Source organism: Shewanella sp. SM87 (genome assembly GCF_025653705.1).
GTDB classification, from domain to species: Bacteria; Pseudomonadota; Gammaproteobacteria; order Enterobacterales; family Shewanellaceae; genus Shewanella; species Shewanella oncorhynchi.
This window is the reverse complement of sequence record NZ_JAKKSC010000026.1, coordinates 1-21,945: the sequence shown is the minus strand read 5'-3', so window position 1 is coordinate 21,945 and position 21,945 is coordinate 1. Positions and strand designations below refer to the sequence as shown.

21 protein-coding genes and 1 pseudogene are annotated in these 21,945 nt (G+C 43.3%); 7 read left to right on the top strand and 15 right to left on the bottom strand.

Annotated features, from left to right (window positions below; all coding sequences use genetic code 11):
* Positions 1–47: 47 nt before the first annotated feature.
* From L5M11_RS17885 to L5M11_RS17870, 4 genes are all read left to right on the top strand, one after another.
* Positions 48–1,403 carry a DEAD/DEAH box helicase gene (locus tag L5M11_RS17885; protein ID WP_113938824.1) on the top strand — a complete coding sequence of 452 codons (1,356 nt, stop codon included), beginning with the start codon at positions 48–50 and terminating at the stop codon, positions 1,401–1,403.
* A 202-nt stretch (positions 1,404–1,605) separates the two neighbouring features.
* Positions 1,606–2,043, top strand: coding sequence for a DUF3010 family protein (locus L5M11_RS17880; RefSeq protein WP_028760422.1), 438 nt, complete (start codon positions 1,606–1,608; stop codon positions 2,041–2,043).
* A gap of 48 nt (positions 2,044–2,091) precedes the next feature.
* Entirely contained in the window at positions 2,092–2,616 is a 525-nt protein-coding gene (locus L5M11_RS17875) for a M48 family metallopeptidase (protein ID WP_105252910.1), read from the top strand.
* A gap of 90 nt (positions 2,617–2,706) precedes the next feature.
* Entirely contained in the window at positions 2,707–3,162 is a 456-nt protein-coding gene (locus tag L5M11_RS17870; protein ID WP_105253145.1) for a hypothetical protein, read from the top strand.
* Positions 3,163–3,534: 372 nt separating this feature from the next.
* Here the strand turns inward: L5M11_RS17870 and L5M11_RS17865 are convergent, their stop codons facing one another.
* The 4 genes from L5M11_RS17865 to L5M11_RS17850 all read right to left on the bottom strand — a co-directional run bounded on the left by L5M11_RS17865 (position 3,535) and on the right by L5M11_RS17850 (position 10,456).
* A complete protein-coding gene (locus tag L5M11_RS17865; protein ID WP_113938827.1) occupies positions 3,535–4,836 on the bottom strand; it encodes a peptidoglycan DD-metalloendopeptidase family protein in 1,302 nt (433 codons plus the stop codon).
* 264 nt (positions 4,837–5,100) lie between these two features.
* Positions 5,101–8,157 (bottom strand): AAA family ATPase, encoded by a 3,057-nt coding sequence (locus tag L5M11_RS17860; protein WP_263192882.1) that lies wholly within the window; start codon positions 8,155–8,157, stop codon positions 5,101–5,103.
* A complete protein-coding gene (locus L5M11_RS17855) occupies positions 8,154–9,299 on the bottom strand; it encodes an exonuclease SbcCD subunit D (protein WP_014610311.1) in 1,146 nt (381 codons plus the stop codon). Before L5M11_RS17855 ends, L5M11_RS17860 begins: the two co-directional genes overlap by 4 nt.
* Positions 9,300–9,682: 383 nt before the next feature.
* Positions 9,683–10,456, bottom strand: a complete 774-nt coding sequence (locus tag L5M11_RS17850) for a TSUP family transporter (RefSeq protein WP_028760428.1) — start codon at positions 10,454–10,456, stop codon at positions 9,683–9,685.
* Between the two features lie 156 nt (positions 10,457–10,612).
* Here L5M11_RS17850 and L5M11_RS17845 point away from each other — a divergent pair, with 156 nt between their 5' ends.
* A complete protein-coding gene (locus L5M11_RS17845) occupies positions 10,613–11,500 on the top strand; it encodes a LysR family transcriptional regulator (protein WP_168823676.1) in 888 nt (295 codons plus the stop codon).
* A gap of 153 nt (positions 11,501–11,653) precedes the next feature.
* Here L5M11_RS17845 and L5M11_RS17840 read toward each other — a convergent pair whose 3' ends face one another.
* From L5M11_RS17840 to L5M11_RS17820, 5 genes are all read right to left on the bottom strand, one after another.
* A complete protein-coding gene (locus L5M11_RS17840; protein ID WP_113938831.1) occupies positions 11,654–12,043 on the bottom strand; it encodes a ribonuclease E inhibitor RraB in 390 nt (129 codons plus the stop codon).
* Positions 12,044–12,065: 22 nt separating this feature from the next.
* Entirely contained in the window at positions 12,066–12,296 is a 231-nt protein-coding gene (locus L5M11_RS17835; protein ID WP_028760431.1) for an RNA-binding S4 domain-containing protein, read from the bottom strand.
* Between the two features lie 74 nt (positions 12,297–12,370).
* Positions 12,371–12,907 (bottom strand): GNAT family N-acetyltransferase, encoded by a 537-nt coding sequence (locus tag L5M11_RS17830; RefSeq protein WP_028760432.1) that lies wholly within the window; start codon positions 12,905–12,907, stop codon positions 12,371–12,373.
* Positions 12,908–12,990: 83 nt separating this feature from the next.
* A complete protein-coding gene (locus L5M11_RS17825; protein WP_028760433.1) occupies positions 12,991–13,269 on the bottom strand; it encodes a peptidylprolyl isomerase in 279 nt (92 codons plus the stop codon).
* 171 nt (positions 13,270–13,440) lie between these two features.
* A complete protein-coding gene (locus L5M11_RS17820) occupies positions 13,441–15,270 on the bottom strand; it encodes a DUF885 domain-containing protein (RefSeq protein ID WP_173496515.1) in 1,830 nt (609 codons plus the stop codon).
* Between the two features lie 79 nt (positions 15,271–15,349).
* Between L5M11_RS17820 and L5M11_RS17815 the strand changes: the two genes are divergently transcribed.
* Positions 15,350–15,859: a diguanylate cyclase domain-containing protein gene (locus L5M11_RS17815; RefSeq protein WP_028760435.1), complete on the top strand. Its 510-nt coding sequence runs from the start codon at positions 15,350–15,352 to the stop codon at positions 15,857–15,859.
* A gap of 70 nt (positions 15,860–15,929) precedes the next feature.
* On the opposite strand, the gene L5M11_RS17810 is transcribed toward L5M11_RS17815, so the two are convergent.
* Genes L5M11_RS17810 through L5M11_RS17785 form a run of 6 tightly spaced genes read right to left on the bottom strand, consistent with a single transcriptional unit; the run spans position 15,930 to position 20,884 of the window.
* Positions 15,930–17,177 carry a tetratricopeptide repeat protein gene (locus tag L5M11_RS17810; RefSeq protein WP_263186251.1) on the bottom strand — a complete coding sequence of 416 codons (1,248 nt, stop codon included), beginning with the start codon at positions 17,175–17,177 and terminating at the stop codon, positions 15,930–15,932.
* The gene (locus L5M11_RS17805) at positions 17,177–17,800 is read right to left on the bottom strand and encodes an energy transducer TonB (RefSeq protein ID WP_131524316.1); all 624 of its coding nucleotides are present in this window, start codon (positions 17,798–17,800) and stop codon (positions 17,177–17,179) included. The genes L5M11_RS17810 and L5M11_RS17805 overlap by 1 nt, the downstream gene beginning before the upstream one ends.
* A 1-nt stretch (position 17,801) precedes the next feature.
* Entirely contained in the window at positions 17,802–18,206 is a 405-nt protein-coding gene (locus tag L5M11_RS17800; RefSeq protein WP_037428129.1) for an ExbD/TolR family protein, read from the bottom strand.
* A 13-nt stretch (positions 18,207–18,219) separates the two neighbouring features.
* Positions 18,220–18,747 carry a MotA/TolQ/ExbB proton channel family protein gene (locus tag L5M11_RS17795; RefSeq protein WP_113938836.1) on the bottom strand — a complete coding sequence of 176 codons (528 nt, stop codon included), beginning with the start codon at positions 18,745–18,747 and terminating at the stop codon, positions 18,220–18,222.
* A complete protein-coding gene (locus tag L5M11_RS17790) occupies positions 18,747–20,102 on the bottom strand; it encodes a MotA/TolQ/ExbB proton channel family protein (RefSeq protein WP_113938837.1) in 1,356 nt (451 codons plus the stop codon). Before L5M11_RS17790 ends, L5M11_RS17795 begins: the two co-directional genes overlap by 1 nt.
* On the bottom strand, positions 20,102–20,884 hold the full coding sequence (locus L5M11_RS17785; RefSeq protein WP_113938838.1) for a DUF3450 domain-containing protein: 783 nt from the start codon (positions 20,882–20,884) through the stop codon (positions 20,102–20,104). Before L5M11_RS17785 ends, L5M11_RS17790 begins: the two co-directional genes overlap by 1 nt.
* 638 nt (positions 20,885–21,522) lie before the next feature.
* Here L5M11_RS17785 and L5M11_RS17780 point away from each other — a divergent pair.
* Positions 21,523–21,940: pseudogene (locus L5M11_RS17780) on the top strand (IS3 family transposase); the annotation flags it as partial.
* Between the last annotated feature and the right edge of the window lie 5 nt (positions 21,941–21,945).

Here is a 21,945-nt window from a genome sequence, read left to right as displayed (position 1 = left end):
CGATTAAGGCTATAATCTGCCCTTACTAAGATTTAGGGGATATACCTTTGCAATTTACCGATTTTTCTCTGGACCAGCGTCTGCTTCAAAGCATAAAACATATGGGGATCACAGAACCCACCGCCATCCAGGAACAAGCACTGCCTATCGCATTGGCAGGTAAAGATTTAATGGCGTCATCAAAAACGGGCTCAGGTAAAACCTTAGCGTTTTTGTTACCCGCATTGCAAAGAGTCATTTCTACCCGCTCACTGTCGAAACGTGATCCTAGAGTCTTGATTTTATTACCGACTCGCGAACTAGCACATCAGGTTTATAGTCAGCTTCGCCTACTTGTCGCCAACACCCAATACAAGGCCATCAGCGTACTGGGCGGTGAAAACTTTAATGACCAAGCCAAAGCCTTAGCGAAAGAACCGCATTTTATTGTCGCGACTCCAGGCCGTATCGCCGATCATTTAGAACAGAAGCATCTTTTTCTCAATGGCTTAGAGTTATTAGTCCTCGATGAAGCCGACCGCATGTTGGATTTAGGCTTTGCCCCGCAGTTAAAAGCCATCAACGATGCAGCCGATCATAAACGTCGTCAAACGCTGATGTTTTCGGCCACGTTAGATCACGATGAAATCAATGATATCGCAGCAACATTACTAAAAAATCCAGCGCATGTGGCGATTGGCGCAGCTCACTCTGAGCATAACGATATTCATCAACGTATCTTTTTATGTGACCACTTAGACCATAAAGAAGCGTTATTAGCCCGTTTGCTCAAAGATGAAACCCATAAACAAGTGATCATCTTTACTGCGACGCGCCCAGATACAGAGCGCTTAGCTGCTAAATTAACCGCGCAAGGTTTTGCAACCGCAGCACTCAGCGGTGATTTAAAGCAAGCCGCACGCAACCAAATCATGGACCAATTTGCCCGTGGCCAACAACAAGTACTAGTGACAACCGATGTCGCCTCTCGTGGTCTGGATTTGCTCAATGTGTCCTTGGTCGTTAACTTCGACATGCCTAAATTTGCCGAAGAATACGTGCATCGTATCGGCCGTACTGGTCGTGCAGGCGCAAAAGGTGATGCGATATCGCTCGTCGGGCCAAAAGATTGGGACAACTTTAAGAAAGTCCAAGTCTTCCTCAGAAAAACCTTTGAGATCAGCACAATTCCAGGCCTCGAAGCTAAATTTAGTGGTCTAAAAAGCAAAGCTAAACAGACGCCAGTAAAACGTGTTGCTAAAGCGGAGCTTGCTAAAGGTAAGAGCAAAAGAACCAAAGCAACCACACCAGCACCGTCGCGGGATAAGCGTTTCATCACGGGCGTGGATGTCGGCGATGCTCCTATGCGTAGAAAACCTGCTGCGGCGCAATTACTGCAAGACAATGATACTGAAGAAGTTTAAAACTAATTTATGCATAAATGCCGATGGATTTAACATCAGATATTATCTCTGATACAAACCACATAGGCATGATCTAATACTGGAAATTGACATACTAAAATTATCAGTCTGTCGCCAAGCGAATCAAAGCGCATGGTAAACGCTGATCCTCAGGTCATTTCCAGCTACAATAGCGCTATTATCGATATTTTGAAGGTGTAACATGAGAGTTTGTGGTGTTGAATTAAAAGGTGGCGAAGCCATTATCAGTTTATTGAGCTATGAAGGTGAAACCTTCAATGTGCCAGAATGCCGTAAGGTGTCTTTCACCGTTTCCCAATCTGCTACCACAGAAGCTATTCGTGAGTTTCACTTCGCTTTTCATAAGCTTATGCAAGATTATCGCGTTGATGAAGTTGTCATCATAGAACGTGAGCAAAAAGGTAAACTCGCGGGTTCAGCGACAAGCTTTAAACTTGAAGCAGCCATTCAATTAGGGGAATTACCCGTCAGTCTATTGTCTCCTGTCACTATCAAAGAGCAAAACAAGCGCAATCCACCCCAAGTTGATTTCGATAGTTTAGATCTTAAAAAAGTACAGCAGTTAGCCTTCGAAGCCGCTTATGCCCATCAAAATCGCCGAATTTTTGGCAAAGTATAAGTAATGTGATGAACTCAGGCTCCGAAGTCATTCGGAGCTAAATCCTCTATGAATCCATTAAAGTACTTAAACGGTTACAGCCTTGATATTCAACAGCAGGTACAGCAACATCTCGATGCTGGCACATTACCCAAGCTATTGCTGAAACGTCATCCTGTCATACATAGCGTTCGTAGCGATAAAGCGCTGTACGACTATACTCAGACGATTAAAAATCAATTTTTACGCCAGTCCTCCCCGCTCTCAAAAGTGATATTTGATGACAAAATTAATATTAGCCATCATGCACTTGGCTTGCATTCTTACGTAGCACGAGTTCAAGGCAATAAAATCAAAGCGAAGAACGAAATTCGCATTTCTTCGCGTTTAAAGCGTGTGCCAGAACCTTTGTTGCGTATGGTCGTAGTACATGAATTAGCCCATTTAAAAGAAAAAGATCACAACAAAGCTTTCTATAATTTGTGTACCCACATGGAGCCGGATTATCACCAGTTTGAATTTGATTTGCGCTTATTATTGACTTGCATCGACGCTAACATATCCCCTTATTCTACAGATAAAGTCGACACCTAACCTTCGTATATTTTTCGCCCAAAACTTGACTGATAATAGTTTTCATTTAGAATACTGAAGTATCTCACGCAGGAGAACTCAGTAATGACAATGACGAAACAGAATATCGATAAACTTTTGAGCAAATGGTGTAAAAAACAAGCTAAAAAGTTACTCAAAACACAGGCGAAATCTGTTTCAAGTTCAGGAAAAGTGATTCCATCCTTATCTCGTCTGAACACCCTGACTGATAAATCTTTGACGAATAAAAAGGCTCAACGAAAGCACCTCACCCAATTACTCTCTAAGCATATTGCTCAGCAAGAATTTGCCCATAGCAATAAGTCAACACTCAAAAAACAATTAAAACTCGCGAAAGCTAAGTTTATTGCCGCAAATGATGCGACATTTTCATCGACTATTATTACTCGACTTTCTCCTTTACCCACGGAACACAGCTTTGCATTACGTCCCTTTAAAAAATCACCCTGTGGTGGCTGTCCCGCATTAAAAGGTAAATTGTGCAAGTGCGCATTAAAAGTGATGCAAAGGCGCCACGCAAGCTGATAGGCACGATTTAGCACTGCATATTGGGTTCTCTGTTCAGTCCTTAATAAAAAACGTTATAAGCTCTTCAGCCGCACAATTTTCCTCTTCGCAACCTTTTGAATGACTCGCTATACCACTTCTAACTGAAGATCCTATCTATTTTATCCCCTTATGTTTTATCGCCACGACTTAGAATCGAATAAATTTTAAGCTTTCATACAACTCGAACAGTACTCGTGATAGCAAAAAAATGCCTACCACAATAAGCATTTTGGAAACAAAAATGCCGATGAAATTTTCATTTCATCGGCATTGATAAACTCTTCTAGAAAGTCAGTGCTATTGTTTATTCAAACTTTGATACTATAAATTCTATTAGCTTAGGTTTAGCTAACCTAAGTTCATTATAGCTTCACGACTCTTCACCATATTAGTGAATGTGCGTAAATCTTGATTTGCTAACTTGCTCGACATAGGAATATCGGCTTTCAACGGATCAACAGGTTTACCATTGATATGGAATTCATAATGCAAATGTGGACCAGTCGAACGACCTGTATTACCAGATAAAGCAATCACTTGACCGCGAGTTACACGTTGACCTTTACGCACTAACGCCTTAGACAAATGTAGGTAACGGGTACGGTACTTACCACCATGTTCAATCACAATATACTTACCGGCAAACTGATGGTCCGTCACTAAACTGACAATTCCATCACCAGGTGCAATAACTTTAGTCCCGATTGGCACGGAAAAATCTGTTCCATTATGGGGAGAAATACGCCCTGTGATTGGGTGTTTGCGATGGCTGTTAAAACGTGAACTCATACGCGGTTGCTTAGCTAACGGATAACGTTGGAATGCCCGAACTAAACTCTGGCCTTTAGCATCATAATAACTACCATCAGAATATTGATATGCACTAATTTCAGAACGACCACTTTTAATACTGACGCCTAAAATTTGGCTACTTCCCGTCGGTTCACCTTCAACATATTGATCATTTACCAAAACTGAGAATTTGTCACCAGCTCGTAAATCACGGGCAAAATTCAATTTTTCTTTGAGTAAATCTTCAATTCGCTGAATATCTGCAGCGGCTAAGCCCATTTTTTGGGCTGAAACGTAGAAAGAACCTTTAATATCGCCAGTCAAAATTCGATTTTGCCAAACACCTTCAACGTTCACTTCTTCAACATTAAAACTACCGTCTTCATAACGCGTAAAAACCACTTGGCGGGCAGCGTTAAAATAAAGTTCTAATTTTTGTAACTGACCTTCACTATCAAGCCAAAATTGCATTCTGTTACCAGGTAACAAGGTATCAAGTGCCAAAATGTTTAAATCAGCTTCTAAAACCTTATACATAGTCTGCTGATCAACACCCGCCTTGGAAAATAACCCACTTAAGGTATCACCGGAAACGATAATTCGCTCAAACTGGGGAGCATTATTAATGAGTGCAGCTTGATCTAGGACTTCAGGTTCAGAAACTTGAGGGAGAATATTTTCAATATCGAGAACAACAGGGATACGCTGAGCAGTTGGCGTAACATGGTTATTATTCGGCATCAACATCGCAGCACCCATCAACAAACTACCCATTAATAGAATGTTCTTTTGGGTCGATGATAAGTTCTGCAAACGGGTTTGCGATAAGTTGATAAAGTTGGGTTTGCCTGTTTGCAACGCTTTTCACCTTTCGTTAACTTTGCGTTCTATTTTTGACCAGTCCCTTTGAGGGAAGCCCGATTTTTTTCCAACTTATATCAAAAAACCGATTATGACAAACGCTATTTCACTCTTTTGTTGCACCATTAATGAAAAACATGCGCTAGTTGGCATTTCCAACTCACTTTGTGTGTATTATCCGAATGTTAAACACGCAGGAGATACAATAAATAACACTTATAAAACAATTTGTTATTTATCGTACTCTGTGAGAATGAGCAACTAAGGCAAAACTATCGTCATTTCGCTCCCATGTGAGGTTTTATTGATGTCGATGCGGGTATTTATCTGCTCTTTCATTTCCGACACGTGCGAGATCACCCCTATCATGCGGCCAGAGGATTGCAAATCCATCAGGGTCCGAATGGCCAGTTCTAAAGAATCTTGATCTAAACTGCCAAAGCCTTCATCGATAAATAAAGTATCGAGTTTAATACCACCTGCATAGGCTTGCACTACATCAGATAGGCCTAGCGCCATAGATAATGCTGCCATAAAACTTTCACCACCGCTTAAGGTGGCCACAGGACGCACTTTGGAGGTATAAGCATCTTCTACTTCCAATTCGAGCCCAGAAGCTTTGTTACCCTTTGCCCTATCTTCCTTACGTAGTAAACGATAACGCCCTTTGCTCATTAGGTGTAGCCTGTGGCTTGCCTCTAACAACACATCGTCAAGCAGTACGCTTAACACAAACCGTTGCAGACTGATCTTATTACCTGTATTTCCATTAGCGACATCTGCAAGGGTGCCAATAACCGCATATTCATCTTCCAAAACCTTAGCTTTTGCATCGGCAATACTCAGCTGGGTTTGGGTTTGCATCAGTAATACTGTGCGAGTGTGAAGCAACTGCCATGCCTGCTCGGCAGCGTGTAATGCTTGCTGCGCGAACTCAAGCTCAGCAGCCAGCTTAATGCTATCGGGTAGTACTTTATCCTTAAGCTTAAGCGCTAACTGCTCGCACTGTGCCTTGGTCAAAGCACTGCGCTGCTGGTAAGCCTCAATTTCGCTGGCTAATGCACGCTGTTGTTCTTCATCCAGCATGGACTCAAATAAGGCCTGTTGATCGGCAAAACCTGCTGCGACTAATTGCTGATTGAGTTGCTGCTGTGCACGCGTTTGCTGGGCTAATGCCGCCTCAGCAGCATTTTCAGCACCATTAAGTGCCGCTTTAGCCGCAACAAAAGATTGGCCAGTCTGTTGTTGGAGATCCCTAACACTAGCAATCTGTTGCTTAATTTGGCTGATACTTTGCTGATTTTGCGCGATTGCTGCGGTTAAGGCCTCAAGCGTTGCAAGTGCAGATGGAACACTTTGCTGCATTTGCGCTAACTGCCCCTGCAATATATCCACTTTAGATTGCAGTGCGCTGTCGTGTGTTTGTCCTTGCTCTAACTTTTGTTGTAGATGCGTTTCCTGTGCGTGCAACAATGCAATCTCTTGCTGTAACAGCTGTAACTGCTGATGGGCTTGCTCCGCTTGAGTGAGTGAGAAAGCGTATTGCGACAAGGTATGTGTATGTTCGTCTAAAGAAATATCAACCGCAGTGCCCAATTGGACCGCGAGATCTTGTACTTGCTGTTGCAAGGTTTCTAACTGCGTTTGTAGCCCACGATATTCCGCTCTGGCTTTGCTCAGGATTTCTTGAGCATTCGTTTCAGCCTCAAGTGCTAATTGCAGCGCTTCATCACTTGGGAGTGGCTCTTGGCTTTGTGCTGGCTGTGGATGTGTTTGGCTGCCACAAACGGGGCAAGGTTCATCTTGCTGTAATTGCCGCGCTAAAATAGCGGCCTGTCCTTGATGCCAAGTCAACAATAAAGCTTTATATGCAACCTGTGCTTGCTGATACTGAGCACTGAGTTGTTGCCCTTTGACTTTAGCCTCAACAAGTTTTGCCTGTGTCGACGATATCCTTGCCACCACTTGTTGCCATTGCTGATAAGTCGACAATAATTGCTGTTGCTGCTGGTGCGCTTGTTGCAATGAGAGGCGAGTTTCGCTGTTGGCCTGTAGTTGCGGCAGAGCGGACTCTAATTCACGGCGTTTTTGGACTAAAGTGGTTAACTCATTTTTGCTGTTCTGAAGTTGTGTTTTCGCGCTAATGAGCTGCGTTTGCTCTTGTTCAAGGGTTTTATTAAGCCTATCCAATTCCCTGAGCTGCGGCCCTAAGGCATTCAGTTGCTGTTTAACCTGTTCCTGTTCAAGTAACGACGCTTCCAACACGGGCAAATCAGCAGCCTTAAGCTCTGCGTTATCGAAGGCTTTTTTAGCATTGATTAATGCTGTTTTCGCATGTTCAAGGGCAAGACTTGCCGCCTTGGCTTCCTGCTCACGGGCCACAAACACCTCAAGCATGGGTGCCAAGTGCTGCGCCTGTTTAGCCAAATTCAGTTTATAGGTTTGCGCAGCCATGTTTTCTTGCTGTGCATCAAGCGCAGCAACCGTTTGAGTTAAGGCATCAAACTGCGCAAATTCGGCCAATAAATGCTGGGCGGCATCGCTGGTTTTTATCACCCATTGTTGCTGCTGTAATGCTTGTTCTTTCGCACTTTGGGCAGTTTCAAGTTCTGGAGTGAGCTTGGCTAATTCACAGCTAAGCTCGTCATCGGATGCCAAACCCGCACTTTGTAAAATGCCATCACGGCGACTGCGTTGATCTTTCACTAAGGCGCGGATATCTGCAGCCTTACTTTTTAAGGAATCTTCAATACGTCGGTATATATGCGTTTGAAATAGCTGACTAAATATCAGTTCTCTGGCTTTAGAGTCTGCCATTAACAATTCGCGAAATTTTCCCTGCGGCAACACCATCACTTGGCGAAACTGCTCCACATCGAGGCCAGTTAAGGCTTCAATCTCAGCAGTTGCCTCAGAGACTTTGCTCGCTACAAGCAAACTTTCATTACCCGCGGCGTCTATCTTATATAACTGAGCTTCGGGCTTCTGCACCGTTGAGCCGTCACCGCTTTTTTTAACCCTGTCTTGCTCTGGCACACGGCGAATACGATAACTGCTATTACCCAACTGAAAACTAAAAGTGACTTCTGTTAGCAGACTATCATCGGCCATATCGCAGCGCATCTGGCTGCCTTCACGCTCATTACCTGTGGTTTTACCATAGAGGGCAAAGCAAATACCATCGAGCAAGGTCGTCTTACCCGCACCAGTGGGTCCATTAATCAAAAATAACGGATTAGTCCCTAAGGCCGTAAAATCAAGTTGTTGAGTCGATGCAAAGGGCCCAAAGGCTGACATGGAAAGGCTAAGCGGTCTCATGCTTGGCGCTCCTCATTGTGTAGCTTAGTCAGGAGTTCATCCATCACAGCTTGCTGTGCTTGTGTTAATGACTCGCCGGACACTTGAGAGAAAAAGTCACGGAACATGTCCATCTCGCCTTTTTTGATATGATCTCGGCTCAAGGTGACTTGTTGCTGCCCCGCCATCAGACCAGTCCGCTCTAAATGCAGCACATTAGGGTAAACGGCTCTCAATTTTCCCATAGCATCTAAAATGGCATGTTTATCAAGGAGTCTGACCATAAGGTAGTCCTCACGCTTGATATCCGTTTTACCTTGGGCGAGTAATGTGGCTAACTCCCCTTCTAAGATACGGACATCGCGTATCGACGTTAATGGCAATAAACTAATTTTAATCGGCGTTTGCGCGCTAAGTTCGACTAAGGTCACCGACTTATGTTGATGTTGTTCACTAAAGGAATACTTCAAAATCGATCCTGAGTAGCGCACATGCTCTGCACCTTTGTATTGCGGTCCGTGCAAATGCCCAAGGGCGACATAATCAAACTCAGTAAATAGCGTTGGCGATATTTTATCGGCGCCACCAATGCTCAGTGGCCGCTCAGATTCTGACTCGCTACCACCATCCAAAAAACAATGGCTTATCACCACTTTCGGCAAACCTTGGCTATCGTGCTGGCGAACTTGTTCAAGCAATAGCGTCATTGCGGCCTCATGGCTTGCCGCCTCACACTCAAAAACTTGGCGCACTGTGGCAGGTTCGGCATAGGGCAAGGGATAAAACACCACATCACCACTTGAACTCGATAAAGTAATGGGATGAATGTCAGCACTCAAAGGCCCAATAATATGTAACCCACTTGCCGCCATTTGTTTTGCTGCAAAACCTAAGCGCTCGTGACCATCGTGATTACCTGCAATCATAATGACTTGCAGGCCTAAATCATGTACTAAGCGGTTAAGCACATCATCTAACAGCGCGACCGCATTCGCAGGCGGAATCGATCTGTCATAAATATCCCCCGCCACAATCACGGCATCCACCTTGTGTTCATCCGCTAGAGCAATAATTTGCTCGAGCACAAAGGCTTGATCATCCAGTAGTGATTGATTGTGTAATTGACGACCTATGTGCCAGTCCGAGGTGTGGATAAATTTCATAATCGCTCTTTTAAAGAAGTGGTGGCGCTAAACCCGAGCGCACATGCCGCCCGTCGATGCAAAATAAGACTGGCAAGATAGACACTGCACTTAAATCAATCGGATTAAATATGTACACAATATTTAAAATACACACCAAAACAATAAGAAGCCTAAAAAGTGTATTAAAAATGACAGGTAATACTATTCAAAAAACTTGAAAGAGTACACCTAACTCAAAGTAGGATGAGACGTTTTAAGTCGTCATTTGGCGGATCTTTTGGATGATATCCACCTCGGCTTAACTTTTGAGCCAAGATGGACGCCACTAAGATACACTCATGCGCAGCTTAAAGAGCTTCTATTGATGAGTGAGTTTTATAGAATGCTAAATATCAAATAGTTTACGAAAATAAATTATATTGGCTCGCCAAAAGTTTAAAACTCATAGCAAGGGACATAGTCACCACCAATGGCTTGATAATCTTTGTACCTTTAGTGACCACGAGACGAGAACCCAAGGTTGCGCCAATCGCTTGCCCTGCCAGCATGACTAATCCTAATAACCAAATCACTTTTCCGCCCAAGGCAAAGAAGATCAGCGAAGCAATGTTAGTGGAGAAATTAAGTAGTTTTGCGTGGGCAGTTGCCTTCGCCAAACCAAACCCCGCTAACGATACAAAGGCCAGCGCAAAAAAGCTCCCAGTTCCAGGGCCAAAAAAGCCATCGTATAATCCCACGCCCAATGCTGCAGTAAAGGCAAATGCGGTAGGAGTCAGCACTTGATGTTTATCATCTTCAGAAATCTTTTTCGAAAATAAAAAGTAACAACCAATAGCCAAAATCAAAAAAGGTAACATCAACTCCAGCACTTCAGTATCGACGAGTTGAACTAGAATCGTACCCAATGCCGCACCGATAAATGCACAAATCAAGGCTAACTTAACGGATTTAAGATCAACCAGCCCTTTACGGACAAAGTACAAACTCGCAAAAAAACTGCCGCCACAGGCCTGCAGCTTATTTGTCCCTAAGGCAACCGCAGGCGGCAAGCCTGCCCACATAAGTGCAGGAATGGTCAGCAAGCCTCCGCCACCAGCGATTGAGTCAATAAAACCAGCCACCATAGCGACGGCAAAAAGTATCGCTGCGATTTGTAGAGTCAGTTCAAATTCCATGATGATTTATTATTCTTCTGATAAAAAAGAGAGTGATTGCCGAACATTAGACTGCGTTTGCCAAATAAACGCAAAGGAGTTATTGTCGCCACAGCGTGAGATAAACTCACACAAAATCCCGAGTCCTGTTCTGATTTTCCAGCAGTAGGAAATAAAATGTTTGCCGAACTACCACCCCTCAATTCTCTCCGTGCCTTCGAAGCCGCAGCACGTTTACAGAGCATGACATTAGCCAGCAAGGAGTTGCATGTCACCCATGGCGCAGTCAGCAAACAAATCAGAGTATTGGAGGATTATTTAGGTTTTGCGCTCTTTGTACGTTTACACAAAAAAGTTGGTTTAACCGATGAAGCCAAACGCTATTTACCCCATGTTCAAGCCGCTCTGCAAACATTATCTAGTGCTACCAGTGACTTGCGCCGTCAGCCCACTAAGCCGCAAACCTTAGCCATCAATGTGCTGCCAAGCTTAACCATCAATTGGCTGATTCCAAGAATGGAGCAGTTTAAATCCCGCCATCCACACTTGTATGTCGACTTATCCATTGGCGACTTTGCCGTGGATTTTAGCCAAGGTCGTTATGATATTGCGATCCGTAGTAGCACTGTTATCCCTAAGGGCGCGAATTATATCAAGCTGATGGATGAGGATTTATGCTTAGTTTGCGCGCCTTCGTTAGCGCCTAAACTGCAAAATATCGAGGACATTAATCACGTCACGTTACTGAAACACACCACAAGACCCGAACTTTGGGAGTATTGGGCGGAAAAGGTGGGTTTAACACTCACCCAAGCACAAACCTTTGGTGTCGAGCATTTTTATATGTTGAGTCAAGCGGCTGCGAGTGGCATGGGCGCAGCACTTATTCCGCGATTCTTCATCGAAGAACAACTGGCAAACGGCAGCTTAGTCATCCCCTTCGACGCCCCCTTCACCAGTCCCTATCGATATTATTTACTCACCCCAAAATCCCCAAGCCTGCCGTTAAAAGCTCAAGCTTTTATCGACTGGTTATTAGAGATTTTTGCGCCCTATCGTCATTAATCTGCATTAAACGTATCTCAGTTCAAGCGAGGCACAATAACGCTATAAATGCCAAACGAGGCTATTGAGATCACTAACTGAGCGCAGAAAAACACCAATAAAAAACCACCCAAAAGGTGGTTTATTAGATTCAAGGCTTAAAGCGCATCAGAATTAGTGATTGCAATGCTCACCGTGAACATGGTCATCATCGTCCATAAACTCATCGTCACCGTCTTGATGTTGCATTACGCCCCAACCGTCGGTCATGCCGCCGAATTCGGCAGCAAAATCATTTAGCATGACTTCTTGTTCAACCAATGTATCGTACTCAGGCACCATATTGAGACAAACAATGATTTCCCACTTACCAAGCTCATCATTCAGATTCAGCTCAAGCTCGCCTTCCAAGTCAGAATTTGTTAATTCTTCTAACGCAGTTTCAGCATCGCGTTGGTCATCAAAAACCAAAAAGAAATCAACATCTAACTCTTTAGTTAAATCGATTCCCGCTTCAGCCATTGCGGCCAGCATTTTACCATTGTCATCATCTGGAAATTGCATTTCTTGCTCCACTGTTTCAGGCTTATTCTGCCGCAATGATTTGAACTGATTCACCATTAAAGCTGACGATGTCGCCCGCAATAATTTTTTTACGTTTACGAGTTTCAACTTCACCGTTCACAGTGACTTGACCTTCGTCGATAAAATGTTTGGCTTCACCACCCGCATTGCTCATGCCTTGCACTTTTAATACTTTGTACAATTCAATGAAATCTTCGCCAGAATGCAAAGCCAATTGATTAATTTGCGCCACTTAATACACGCCTTCTAAAAATAAACCTGCGGCATTATACCAGCACAGTACAAAATTCGCTGAAGATAATTTGGCTAGAGACGTCTTTCATCGGCGAGTAGGCCAAAGGCTGATTCATCGAGCCAGTTTTCACCTATTTTGAATTGCTGCCTGAGTAAACCTTCAAGCCGAAAACCACACTTTTCGAGTACTCGTGCCGATGCGTGATTATCTTTAGCACAATGCCCAACAAATTTATGTACATTAAAACTTAAACAGGCCCAATCAATGACCGCCATTAAGCTCTCAGTCGCATAACCTTTACCGTGCCCCTCGGCTGCCAGTAAATAACCCACTTCGGCACGCTGTTCCTCGAAACTTTGACAATAAAGGCCCGTTAAACCGATAAACTGCCCAGTATCAACGGTCTCAATCACTAAGGTCAGCCAATCGCCAGAACCGTAGAACCAAGTATCAGAACGCTGCTGAAACTTACTGCGGATCACCTCTTGCGACTCTGGAACGCGTACAAAACGATTAATCTCAGGATCGTTATGCAGTGCATAAAAATGTTCCCAATCACTATCTTGTAAGCTCCTGAGTTTCAATCTATCAGTGTAGAGTTCCAGCATAGTGACTCCGTGATGAGCATATAAAACAAAACGGCAGCAAACGCTGCCGTATCAAACAAGCTGTATTAGATAAGCGGCAAAACTTACGCGCGGCTGGTCACTTCAAGTAAATGAAAGCCAAATTGCGTTTTCACGGGTCCTTGTACTTCATTTAATGGTGCACTAAAAACCACTTCATCAAACTCTCTGACCATCATACCAGGACCAAATGACCCCAATTCGCCGCCTTGGGCACCTGATGGGCAAGAAGAGTGTGCACGAGCAATTTGAGCAAAATCTGCGCCTTCCATTATTTGCTGTTTCAGCGCTTGACACTGCTCTTCACTGCTGACTAACAAATGTCTTGCTGTTGCCTGGACCATAGTAAAACTCCTGTAAGGATCATGAGACATTTGCCCCAAATATCATTGAGTTCCCACTAAAACATTCGTTTTAACAGGTTTGGAATCAACAGTATAAAAACTTTCTGTTGAATAAAAAAGTCTTAAAATGCCGTCACTGACAACAAAGTCAATTAACGGCATCTTACACGGCTAAGCTTGTTTCGACGCAATCCAACGATCGATCTTGTTTTCCATGACCGCCATGGGTAATGAACCTGAGGTGAGGATTTGATCGTGGAACGCTTTAAGATCAAATTTATCACCCAAGGCTTTTTCTGCGCGGGCACGCAGTGCCAAAATCTTCAACTGACCGACCTTGTAAGACAAAGCTTGACCAGGGATCGCCATATAGCGCTCCACTTCAGCGACTATGTCACTCTCAGCCATAGGCGAGTTGTCTTTCATGTACTGAATCGCCTGTTCACGACTCCAACCTTTAGAATGAAGGCCAGTATCAACCACTAAGCGCATAGCACGCAGCATTTCATCGGAAAGCTTACCAAAATACTGGTAAGGATCGGTAAATAGCCCCATCTCAATACCTAAGTATTCAGCATAAAGTGCCCAACCTTCCTCGAAAGCGGTATAACCGCTAAAACGCTGGAACTCAGGCACACCGGTCAGCTCTTGTTTGATCGCGATTTGGAAGTGATGCCCAGGAGCGGCCTCGTGCAAAGATAAAGTCGTCATCCCCCACTTAGGCTGTGCTTTGAGGTTATAAGTGTTGATATAAAACACCCCTGGACGGCTGCCATCCACCGCTGGCGCTTCATAAGAGGCTCCCGCTGCTGATTGTTCTCTAAAACTTTCAACCGGCTTAACCACGTAATCAGCCTTTGGCATCACATTAAAGTAGTTAGGTAAGACATGATTGATTTTATCTTTCAACACCATATAACCATCAATCAAACCTTGGCGATCGCTATAGAAATACTGCGGCTCTGAAGATAAAGACGCAAAAAACGCCTTCAAATCGCCCTTAAAACCGACCTGCTCACGCACCTTATCCATCTCAGATAAAATTCGCGCCACTTCACTTAAACCAATTTGATGAATTTCATCCACAGACATAGTGGTGGTCGTATGTGAGTTCGCCAGATGCTGATACCAAGCTTTACCGTTAGGCAAACCTGACCAACCATCAGTCGCCCGCGATTTAGGTAAATAGGTTTGCTTAAAATAATCGCGTAAGTTCGTTAACGCTGGCACGATACGTTCGGCTATCATGGCTTGATAACGGGTGGTCAATTCCGCTTTATCTTGCTCTGAAAAACTCTCGGGGAAATGCTGGATTGGCGAGTAAAAAATACTCTGAGTCGCATCCGTCGTTAACATAGCATCTAACTGAGGAATAATGCGCTCTACCAACACTCGAGGTAGTACCACTTTACTTTCAATACCTTGATTCATACGATTTTCAGCAAGTGCGACCCACTTGATGAAACCATCGACTCTCTGTTCCCAATTACGATAATCTTGGACAGTCTTAAAAGGTTGTGCACTTTCGCCACTTCCCAGCTGCACCATAGTAATGACAGTGCTATAGAACTGGCTTATCGGCATAAAGCGTGAAGGGAAAGTTTCGTCCACTAACGCCATATCACGGTCATAGACGAACAGGTCATAACTCAACTGTAGATCCGCAGGCAGTTGCTTTGGATCTATCGCACGCACCTGAGCTAAATAGTGAGTGTTAAGATCATGACGAGCCTTAAGGTAATCCTCAGTTAAATCTCCGCCGAAATCGGCGTTATAGTCATTAACGCCGACAAAAGTAGCGTAGATGGGCTCAAGCTTTAGGTAATCTTTAAAATAAGCATCCACAAGCGCTAAGTAACGCTGCTCTGCCGTTTGAGTTTCGCCCTGCACAGCTGTCATATTAGCCGAGCTATTTTCTTGAACTGCAGTGACTTCAGGTTTAGAACAACCTTGAAGGGTGAAGATTAACGCTATCGAACCTGCCAATAAACCCAATTTCATTTTAATATTTCTCCTTTTTGGCCCGCTATTGCAGAACTGTTTCTATACTTAGTTCAAGGTCTGCTATCGGAGTTAATCTATGATCTACTCGTTCCGCAACTCAGGTTTCAGGGATCCTGAAACTGGAGTCTATAACCAAACCTATTTCATGGAAGTATTCAACCGAGAATGGCATCGTCACATGAGAGACCACCAAAGCTTGGCACTATTGTATCTGTGCCCTCACATTCATGAAACCGTCAAACAACCCCATTTACTCGAATTCTTTACTAAACAAGTGCAAGAAGCGCTATTAAGAGCAACAGATATGATTGCTAGGCTAGATCACAATCACTTTGCGTTGGGTTTGTTCAATATAGATGAGGTGGGAACGGAAGTAGTGTTAAAGCGAATAGAACAGCAAATATCTGACTTTAACCAAGATTTTGGTAAACATCATAAACTGACAATCGACTATAAACTGGCTGCCTGTATTTGCCTACCTACACAGGAAAGTAAAATAGAGTCACTCTTCAGTAATGTCAGCCAACTTTCACAACAGCTTGAAAAAAATCATGATCAATCCCAAGCTTTAATCCGATTACAGTAAATAGGTTTATTGATACCAAAGAAAAAGCCCCTTGCGGGGCTTTCGATTCAAACGCTAAATGGCGAACTGATTACAGCGTGATATTATGCATACGAGCTTTCTCTTTAATATAAGAGATATAGCTATTTGCACTCTTCTGTGTCTTCTTATCATTAGCAGCTAACACTGCACGGTTATAAGCCGACTTATACTGTTTCAAACTTAAATGAGCCAAAGCTAATTCAAAGTTTGCTTCACCAGGATGCTCAATACCCATTGATATGGCTTTTTCAAGCACAGGGATCGCAGCTGTATATTGTTCATTCAAGTTTAATAAGCGACCTTGTTTCAAGTAAGTCTTGCCATCATTGCTGATGGCTGCAGCTTTACCGTAATACTCAGCAGCTTGCTTAAACTCTTTCGCATTTTGATAGAAACCCGCCAAAATCTCTAAAGACTTAGCGTCCTCAGCGATCATGCCTGATTTCATATGTTTCTGATAAATTTTAGCGGCTTGATAAGGAGCACCTTTTTGTGCCATTAACTGCGCTAAACGCGTAATGTTGCCCGCGCTATCCAAGAAACCATTTCTATAAGCCAAATCGTAAGTTGCAAGAGACTTGTCATAGTCTTCAACCATCAAATAAAACTGTGCTAATTGAACCCACAATCTGCCATCATCCGGGAATAAAGGCACCATGACTTCTAACACGCCAACAGCTTTCTTATACTTCTTCTGATTGAAGTAAGCTGTCAGTTTCATTTGATACAGACCTTTGTCGGGAGCTTCTGCTAATGAAAGACCTTTGTCGGCCACTTCAATCACTTTATCCCACTGCTTAAGTTCTGAATGCGCAATACCAATACGGCGATACATTTGAGAATCGGATTTACAAGTAAATTCCATCCACTTGTAATAGTAAGGAATCGCTTCCTTAAACTTTTTCTCTTGTAATAGCAAATCAGCATAAAGACGCATAGTTGCAGCATGATCTGTACCACCTAAAATATCAGCTTCAACAGCTTGTTTTAGGTACTTGATCGCGGTATCCATTTTGCCTTTCTCGGCATAAAAGTTACCCAACATACGTGCAACATAGGCTTTATCGAAGTCGTTCTTGGCATTTGCCTCTAGCAAAATAGCAATAGCTTCATCGACCTGACCATTGGTATAAGCTTCAAATGACTTCTGAACTTTCTTCGCTGCACCTTCGCCCACGGCTTTAGATTGACGTTTGTCGATAGCACACTTTTCTTCTGCGACTGCAGATGAAAGAGTTAATGAACCTCCACAAACAGAAAGCAATAATAGAACTGCGATTTTATTAACATTACGCATTATTGGTTGCCTCCTTTATCTAAGGTGAAGTCTAGTTGTACTGTCATACCAGGTTGTTTCAATGGCTTGCCATCAACAATCTTAGGCTTGTACTTCCACTTCTTGAGTGCACGAATAGCTTCTTTATCAAATAAGCGTTTTGGTTCTGCTTGAATAACTTCAACGTCGTCAATACCACCGAGTTCGTTAATGGTAAAACGAAGTTGTACCCAACCTTCTTTACCATCACGCGCCGCAGCAATTGGATACTGAGGTTCGATACGAACGATAGGTGTAGCATCACCATCGCGAGTCATCATATTGCCTAATTTAAAACCGGTACTTGGACCACCAGCTTCTACACCACCCATATTGAACGACATTGCTGTGTCAATATTGCTCGAAGATTCTGGCGGCGTTGCCTCAGGCTTCTGTGGCTGTTCTGGCGGTGGCGGCGGCTTAGGCACTACCCTTGGCTTATTCTGTGCTTTTGAATCCTGTCTATCCATAGTGATTTCAATTACAGGGGTCTCGGCCGATGTTTCGCCGCGCTGTGCGCCGCCACCGACCAAGAACGCCATAAAAGCGAACAGACCAAAAGTCACAGCAGCACCAATAATGATCGATACTAGTGCTCTTAGCATATTAATCGTTCCCCGCAGATACCGAAATTTTATCTATACCAGCCGCTTTGACTTGGTCTAGAACTTTAACAACTAAGCCGTGCATTGCGTCTTTATCAGCCTGAATCAATACCGCAGCTTCAGGAGCTTCAGCCAGCATGCGCTCAACGTTTGCCGTTACACGTTCGATATCAACCTGACGGTTTTCCATCATGATCACGCCTGTTTTACTGACGCCGATAAAGATGTTAGCCGAAGGTTTTGAAGTCGCTTGCGAAGCTTTTGGTTTGTTATAATCCAAACCAGAAGGTTTCACAAATGACGTTGTTACAATGAAGAAGATCAACATGATAAACACGATGTCGAGCATCGGTGTCATATCAATTTGCGCTTCCTCGTCTACACTGGAATGCTTTTTACGTGCCATGTTCAATCTCTCTCTAGTGGTGCGGCATGCTGTCTTTTAGCTTTTCTAAACTGATTTTCATTTTTACATCCAGACGAGTACTAAAGAATACTCCCGATAATGCTGCAACCATCCCCGCCATCGTGGGCATAGTCGCCATTGAAATACCAGCCGCCATTAAACGAGCATTACTCGTCCCCTGAACTGCCATCACATCAAACACTGAAATCATACCGGTTACGGTACCTAACAAACCTATCATAGGACAAATAGCTACTAAGGTTTTAATCATCAGCATACGTGCATTCAAATCTTGCTTCGCTTGGGACAGCCAAGCTTCACGGATACGGTGTGCGTACCAAGAGGTTGTTTCCTCTCTAGCATCCCACGCAGATATGATAGCTTTATGTTGCTTTGGTGATATCCAATTAAGATACCAATAACGCTCAAGCATCAATACCCACATGAAGAACAATACAAACGCAACCAACCAAAGGACGTTTCCTCCAGCGGCCATGAAGCCCCTGACGGAATCCCATATGTCCATCAGGTATAGCATCATTAGTTAGCCCTCTTCTCAGCATGTGCTGCAATAATGCCCGCACTTTGCTCTTCCAAAATTTGGGTGATTGATTTACTACGCGCAACGAGTATTGCATGTAGTAACATCAGTGGCAGAGCCGCAACCAGACCTTGTACTGTAGTAACCAGAGCCATAGAGATACCACCCGCCATCAATTTAGGATCGCCAGTACCGAACAGTTGGATACTTTGGAAGGTCGCAATCATACCAGTTACTGTACCTAGCAGACCTAACATTGGGCCGATAGCTGCAATGACTTTCAAAATTGAAATTCGAGCTTCTAATGCAGGCGTTTCTTTCAGAATAGCTTCATCCAGCTTCAACTCTAATGTTTCAACATCAACATCTTTGTTTTCATGGTAAACCTTCAAGATACGACCAAGTGCATTGTTACCTGGGTTATCAACATTCTTAGCTTGGCGTTTAACTTTTGCACCGATAGCTGCCAGCACAATGAAACGCTCAACCGCAATTAATAAACCAATAGCAAGTAATATCAGAATAATATAACCAATGGTACCGCCTGACTCGATACGATCTTCCATACTAGCTTTGTTCGTAAAGATGTTTAACAGTACGCCACGTGCAGGGTCAATATAGAAAGGTGCTGTACCAGAGGCCGTTTCTTCCCATTTAGCAACAGCGCTAACTTGATAGCCTTCAGGTTGTTGAGATAACTGCTGAATTAAACCTAATTCAGGGTTATATACAACGTATTTACCGTCAGCCGTTAAGTTATAAGCACCAATACGATGAATAGTCGTCGTTTTCACGTTACCATCAATTTCGGTAACAGAACCTTCAAACTTAACCACTTTGCCAGATTGCGCCATTTCAAATAGCTGCTCTTGCCAAAATTGTTCTAACTCTTCAATTTTTGGCAATTGCTTACGGGCACCTAAATCAGCGATAAATTTATCGCGATTTGGGAATTGAGCACTGATGTTAGAGCTTGCCAGTTTACCAGCGAAATCACCGGCTTCACCTTTAACTACACCAAACATTTCACCCAAGTCACCTTGAGCCGTTTTTAGATCTTCTTCTAACTGAGCAATTTTACGCTCGTTGTCTAAGAACGCTTGGTTCAAATCTTTACCACGTTGCTTTTCAGCAGCTAACGCATTTTTTTCTTTTTGCAGTAAAGCGGCCTTATCGCCACGCTCTGCTTGGAACTCTTGCTCACGCTTGCTGTTGACTTTACCTTCTGCAGCGCGTTCAACTTTAACTTGTTGCAATAATTGGTCAATTGACTTAGGCGCATCAGCAGCGCTCGCCATACCAGCAGTTAAAGAGAAACTTGCAGCCAACACAGCTGTAGTAATTAACTTCTTCATTATTGTGCAGTCTCCGCAGCAGGAATTGGTAACGCGAATAGATCTAGAGCGCCTTGTTTACGGGCAATGCGGATACCTTTAGTCAGTTCACGCAAATAGCTGTCATCTAACTTATCCCAACCCTTAGATTCTGGGTTGTACATCCAGCCAGTCTTTTGATCTAAACTCTGTGCATAAAGAGCAACACGACCTAAGTTAAAGAAGTCAACCAACACTTCTTTACCATCGAGGTTTAACTTACCTTGGTTAACGGCAACAGCACTACCGTATTCACGCTCAATACTATAAGCATCAAGAATTAGACGGTATTTTTCTGCTAGTGTTACTTCGGCAGTATTAAGAAGTTTTTTCAGTTCATTAACACGATTAGTACGTATTTCAGAATTGAAAGGTAAATCTAATTGAACAAACTGTTCTAATGACTCAACCATTTTAAACATTAATGGCACAACACCTTGGCGAAGTTTATCAACACCATTGATGTCACCTTGCACTGAATCCATTGTCTTTTGTTGATCAGCGACTAAGCTTGCAACGTAATCGTTATATGATTTCAGTGATTCGCGTTCATCTGCGACAGAACCATACTCAAAAAGCATGTCTTGTGCTTGATCGAAATACTTATCAACGTTCTTTTGCGACGCAGCAGCATCAGCATGGATCATACTATCCGCTTTCTGCACGTCGGTAAGAGGATCTGCAACTACTAAGTTGCTGCTCGCTAATGCCAGCACGCCAACAAGTGCAGTAGCGATTTTTGTTCTATTGCTTACCTTGGACATAGTTCCCAACCAATTTGAAGTGAATAAAAAGGTTTAACTTACCAGCAACATAACGACAAGGGATAAATACTTGCCGAAAAAATTTCTGTAAGTTCGTCTTTCTCTTGTGATTCTTAGTTTTTTCTTCCCTTTCCTACGCCCTTACAGGCATAGACCCGCTGGCATCATTTCACAAAATGTTGACCTGTGTCAACATTTCAGGCGACTAAAAACTAGTGTAAAGAAGCGTTAATAATGAAATTTTTTACGAAAGGTGTTTTTTTAGACAAAAATGAATCTTTCGGGTTATTACTTTTTGTTCCAAAAAATAATAAACTAATTTAAACCCTATAAAATCATAAAGATAAACCAGAGTAATACTTGTGAACCCTGTTTGTAAAATTAACATTTCTTAACATGAAAGCAACTCAAGTAGATGTTCTTTACTCATATTCTCCTGATAAAATTTACTTAACTTGAACTCGATGTAAGAACATTAGAACTAGGGGCACCACGTGATAGGATTTTTCGACCACAATAAACCCATCACACCAGAGAACCAGCTCTCAAAAAACCAACTTTTAAAAGTTGCTTTTATGATTAAGTTTGACCCGTCCTAAATAGCGTTGACACTTTTCAAACTCATTTTGGAGAGTGTAATGACTTCAACAATTAAACGAACTCAACGTGATTATTCCCCGCTTTTAAATTGGCCGTTGTCGACCAAGTTGAAAAAGGCGAGCTGACCTATAAGCAGGCCCAAGACAAGTACGGTATTCMAGGTTGTTCCACCGTGTTAGTTTGGCTTCGCAAACATGGAAAACTGGATTGSTCCCAAGGGACACCGTCTACATCAATGCGAGGACAGTTGATGACTGAGCCCACCACACTGACCCCTGAACAAAAGATAAAAGCACTCGAAGCCGAACTTGAGGATACCCGCATGAAAGCCGCGTTCTTCGAAGCCATTGTCGAAAAACTTAGCACTGACTACGGGATTTCTGTCGTAAAAAAGCCACGCGCGAAACGCTCCAAGAAAAAACGGCCATAGGGTATCGCGTCACCCAATGCTGCCGCTAACC

What these genes read in the sequence shown, in the direction of transcription:
- L5M11_RS17880 (WP_028760422.1), top strand. Translation starts at nt 1,606, where the DNA reads ATGAGAGTTTGTGGTGTTGAATTAAAAGGTGGCGAAGCCATTATCAGT.
- L5M11_RS17875 (WP_105252910.1), top strand. Translation starts at nt 2,092, where the DNA reads ATGAATCCATTAAAGTACTTAAACGGTTACAGCCTTGATATTCAACAG.
- L5M11_RS17870 (WP_105253145.1), top strand. Translation starts at nt 2,707, where the DNA reads ATGACGAAACAGAATATCGATAAACTTTTGAGCAAATGGTGTAAAAAA.
- L5M11_RS17860 (WP_263192882.1), bottom strand. Translation starts at nt 8,157, where the DNA reads ATGAGACCGCTTAGCCTTTCCATGTCAGCCTTTGGGCCCTTTGCATCG.
- L5M11_RS17855 (WP_014610311.1), bottom strand. Translation starts at nt 9,299, where the DNA reads ATGAAATTTATCCACACCTCGGACTGGCACATAGGTCGTCAATTACAC.
- L5M11_RS17850 (WP_028760428.1), bottom strand. Translation starts at nt 10,456, where the DNA reads ATGGAATTTGAACTGACTCTACAAATCGCAGCGATACTTTTTGCCGTC.
- L5M11_RS17845 (WP_168823676.1), top strand. Translation starts at nt 10,613, where the DNA reads ATGTTTGCCGAACTACCACCCCTCAATTCTCTCCGTGCCTTCGAAGCC.
- L5M11_RS17840 (WP_113938831.1), bottom strand. Translation starts at nt 12,043, where the DNA reads ATGCAATTTCCAGATGATGACAATGGTAAAATGCTGGCCGCAATGGCT.
- L5M11_RS17830 (WP_028760432.1), bottom strand. Translation starts at nt 12,907, where the DNA reads ATGCTGGAACTCTACACTGATAGATTGAAACTCAGGAGCTTACAAGAT.
- L5M11_RS17825 (WP_028760433.1), bottom strand. Translation starts at nt 13,269, where the DNA reads ATGGTCCAGGCAACAGCAAGACATTTGTTAGTCAGCAGTGAAGAGCAG.
- L5M11_RS17820 (WP_173496515.1), bottom strand. Translation starts at nt 15,270, where the DNA reads ATGAAATTGGGTTTATTGGCAGGTTCGATAGCGTTAATCTTCACCCTT.
- L5M11_RS17815 (WP_028760435.1), top strand. Translation starts at nt 15,350, where the DNA reads ATGATCTACTCGTTCCGCAACTCAGGTTTCAGGGATCCTGAAACTGGA.
- L5M11_RS17810 (WP_263186251.1), bottom strand. Translation starts at nt 17,177, where the DNA reads ATGCGTAATGTTAATAAAATCGCAGTTCTATTATTGCTTTCTGTTTGT.
- L5M11_RS17805 (WP_131524316.1), bottom strand. Translation starts at nt 17,800, where the DNA reads ATGCTAAGAGCACTAGTATCGATCATTATTGGTGCTGCTGTGACTTTT.
- L5M11_RS17800 (WP_037428129.1), bottom strand. Translation starts at nt 18,206, where the DNA reads ATGGCACGTAAAAAGCATTCCAGTGTAGACGAGGAAGCGCAAATTGAT.
- L5M11_RS17795 (WP_113938836.1), bottom strand. Translation starts at nt 18,747, where the DNA reads ATGATGCTATACCTGATGGACATATGGGATTCCGTCAGGGGCTTCATG.
- L5M11_RS17790 (WP_113938837.1), bottom strand. Translation starts at nt 20,102, where the DNA reads ATGAAGAAGTTAATTACTACAGCTGTGTTGGCTGCAAGTTTCTCTTTA.
- L5M11_RS17785 (WP_113938838.1), bottom strand. Translation starts at nt 20,884, where the DNA reads ATGTCCAAGGTAAGCAATAGAACAAAAATCGCTACTGCACTTGTTGGC.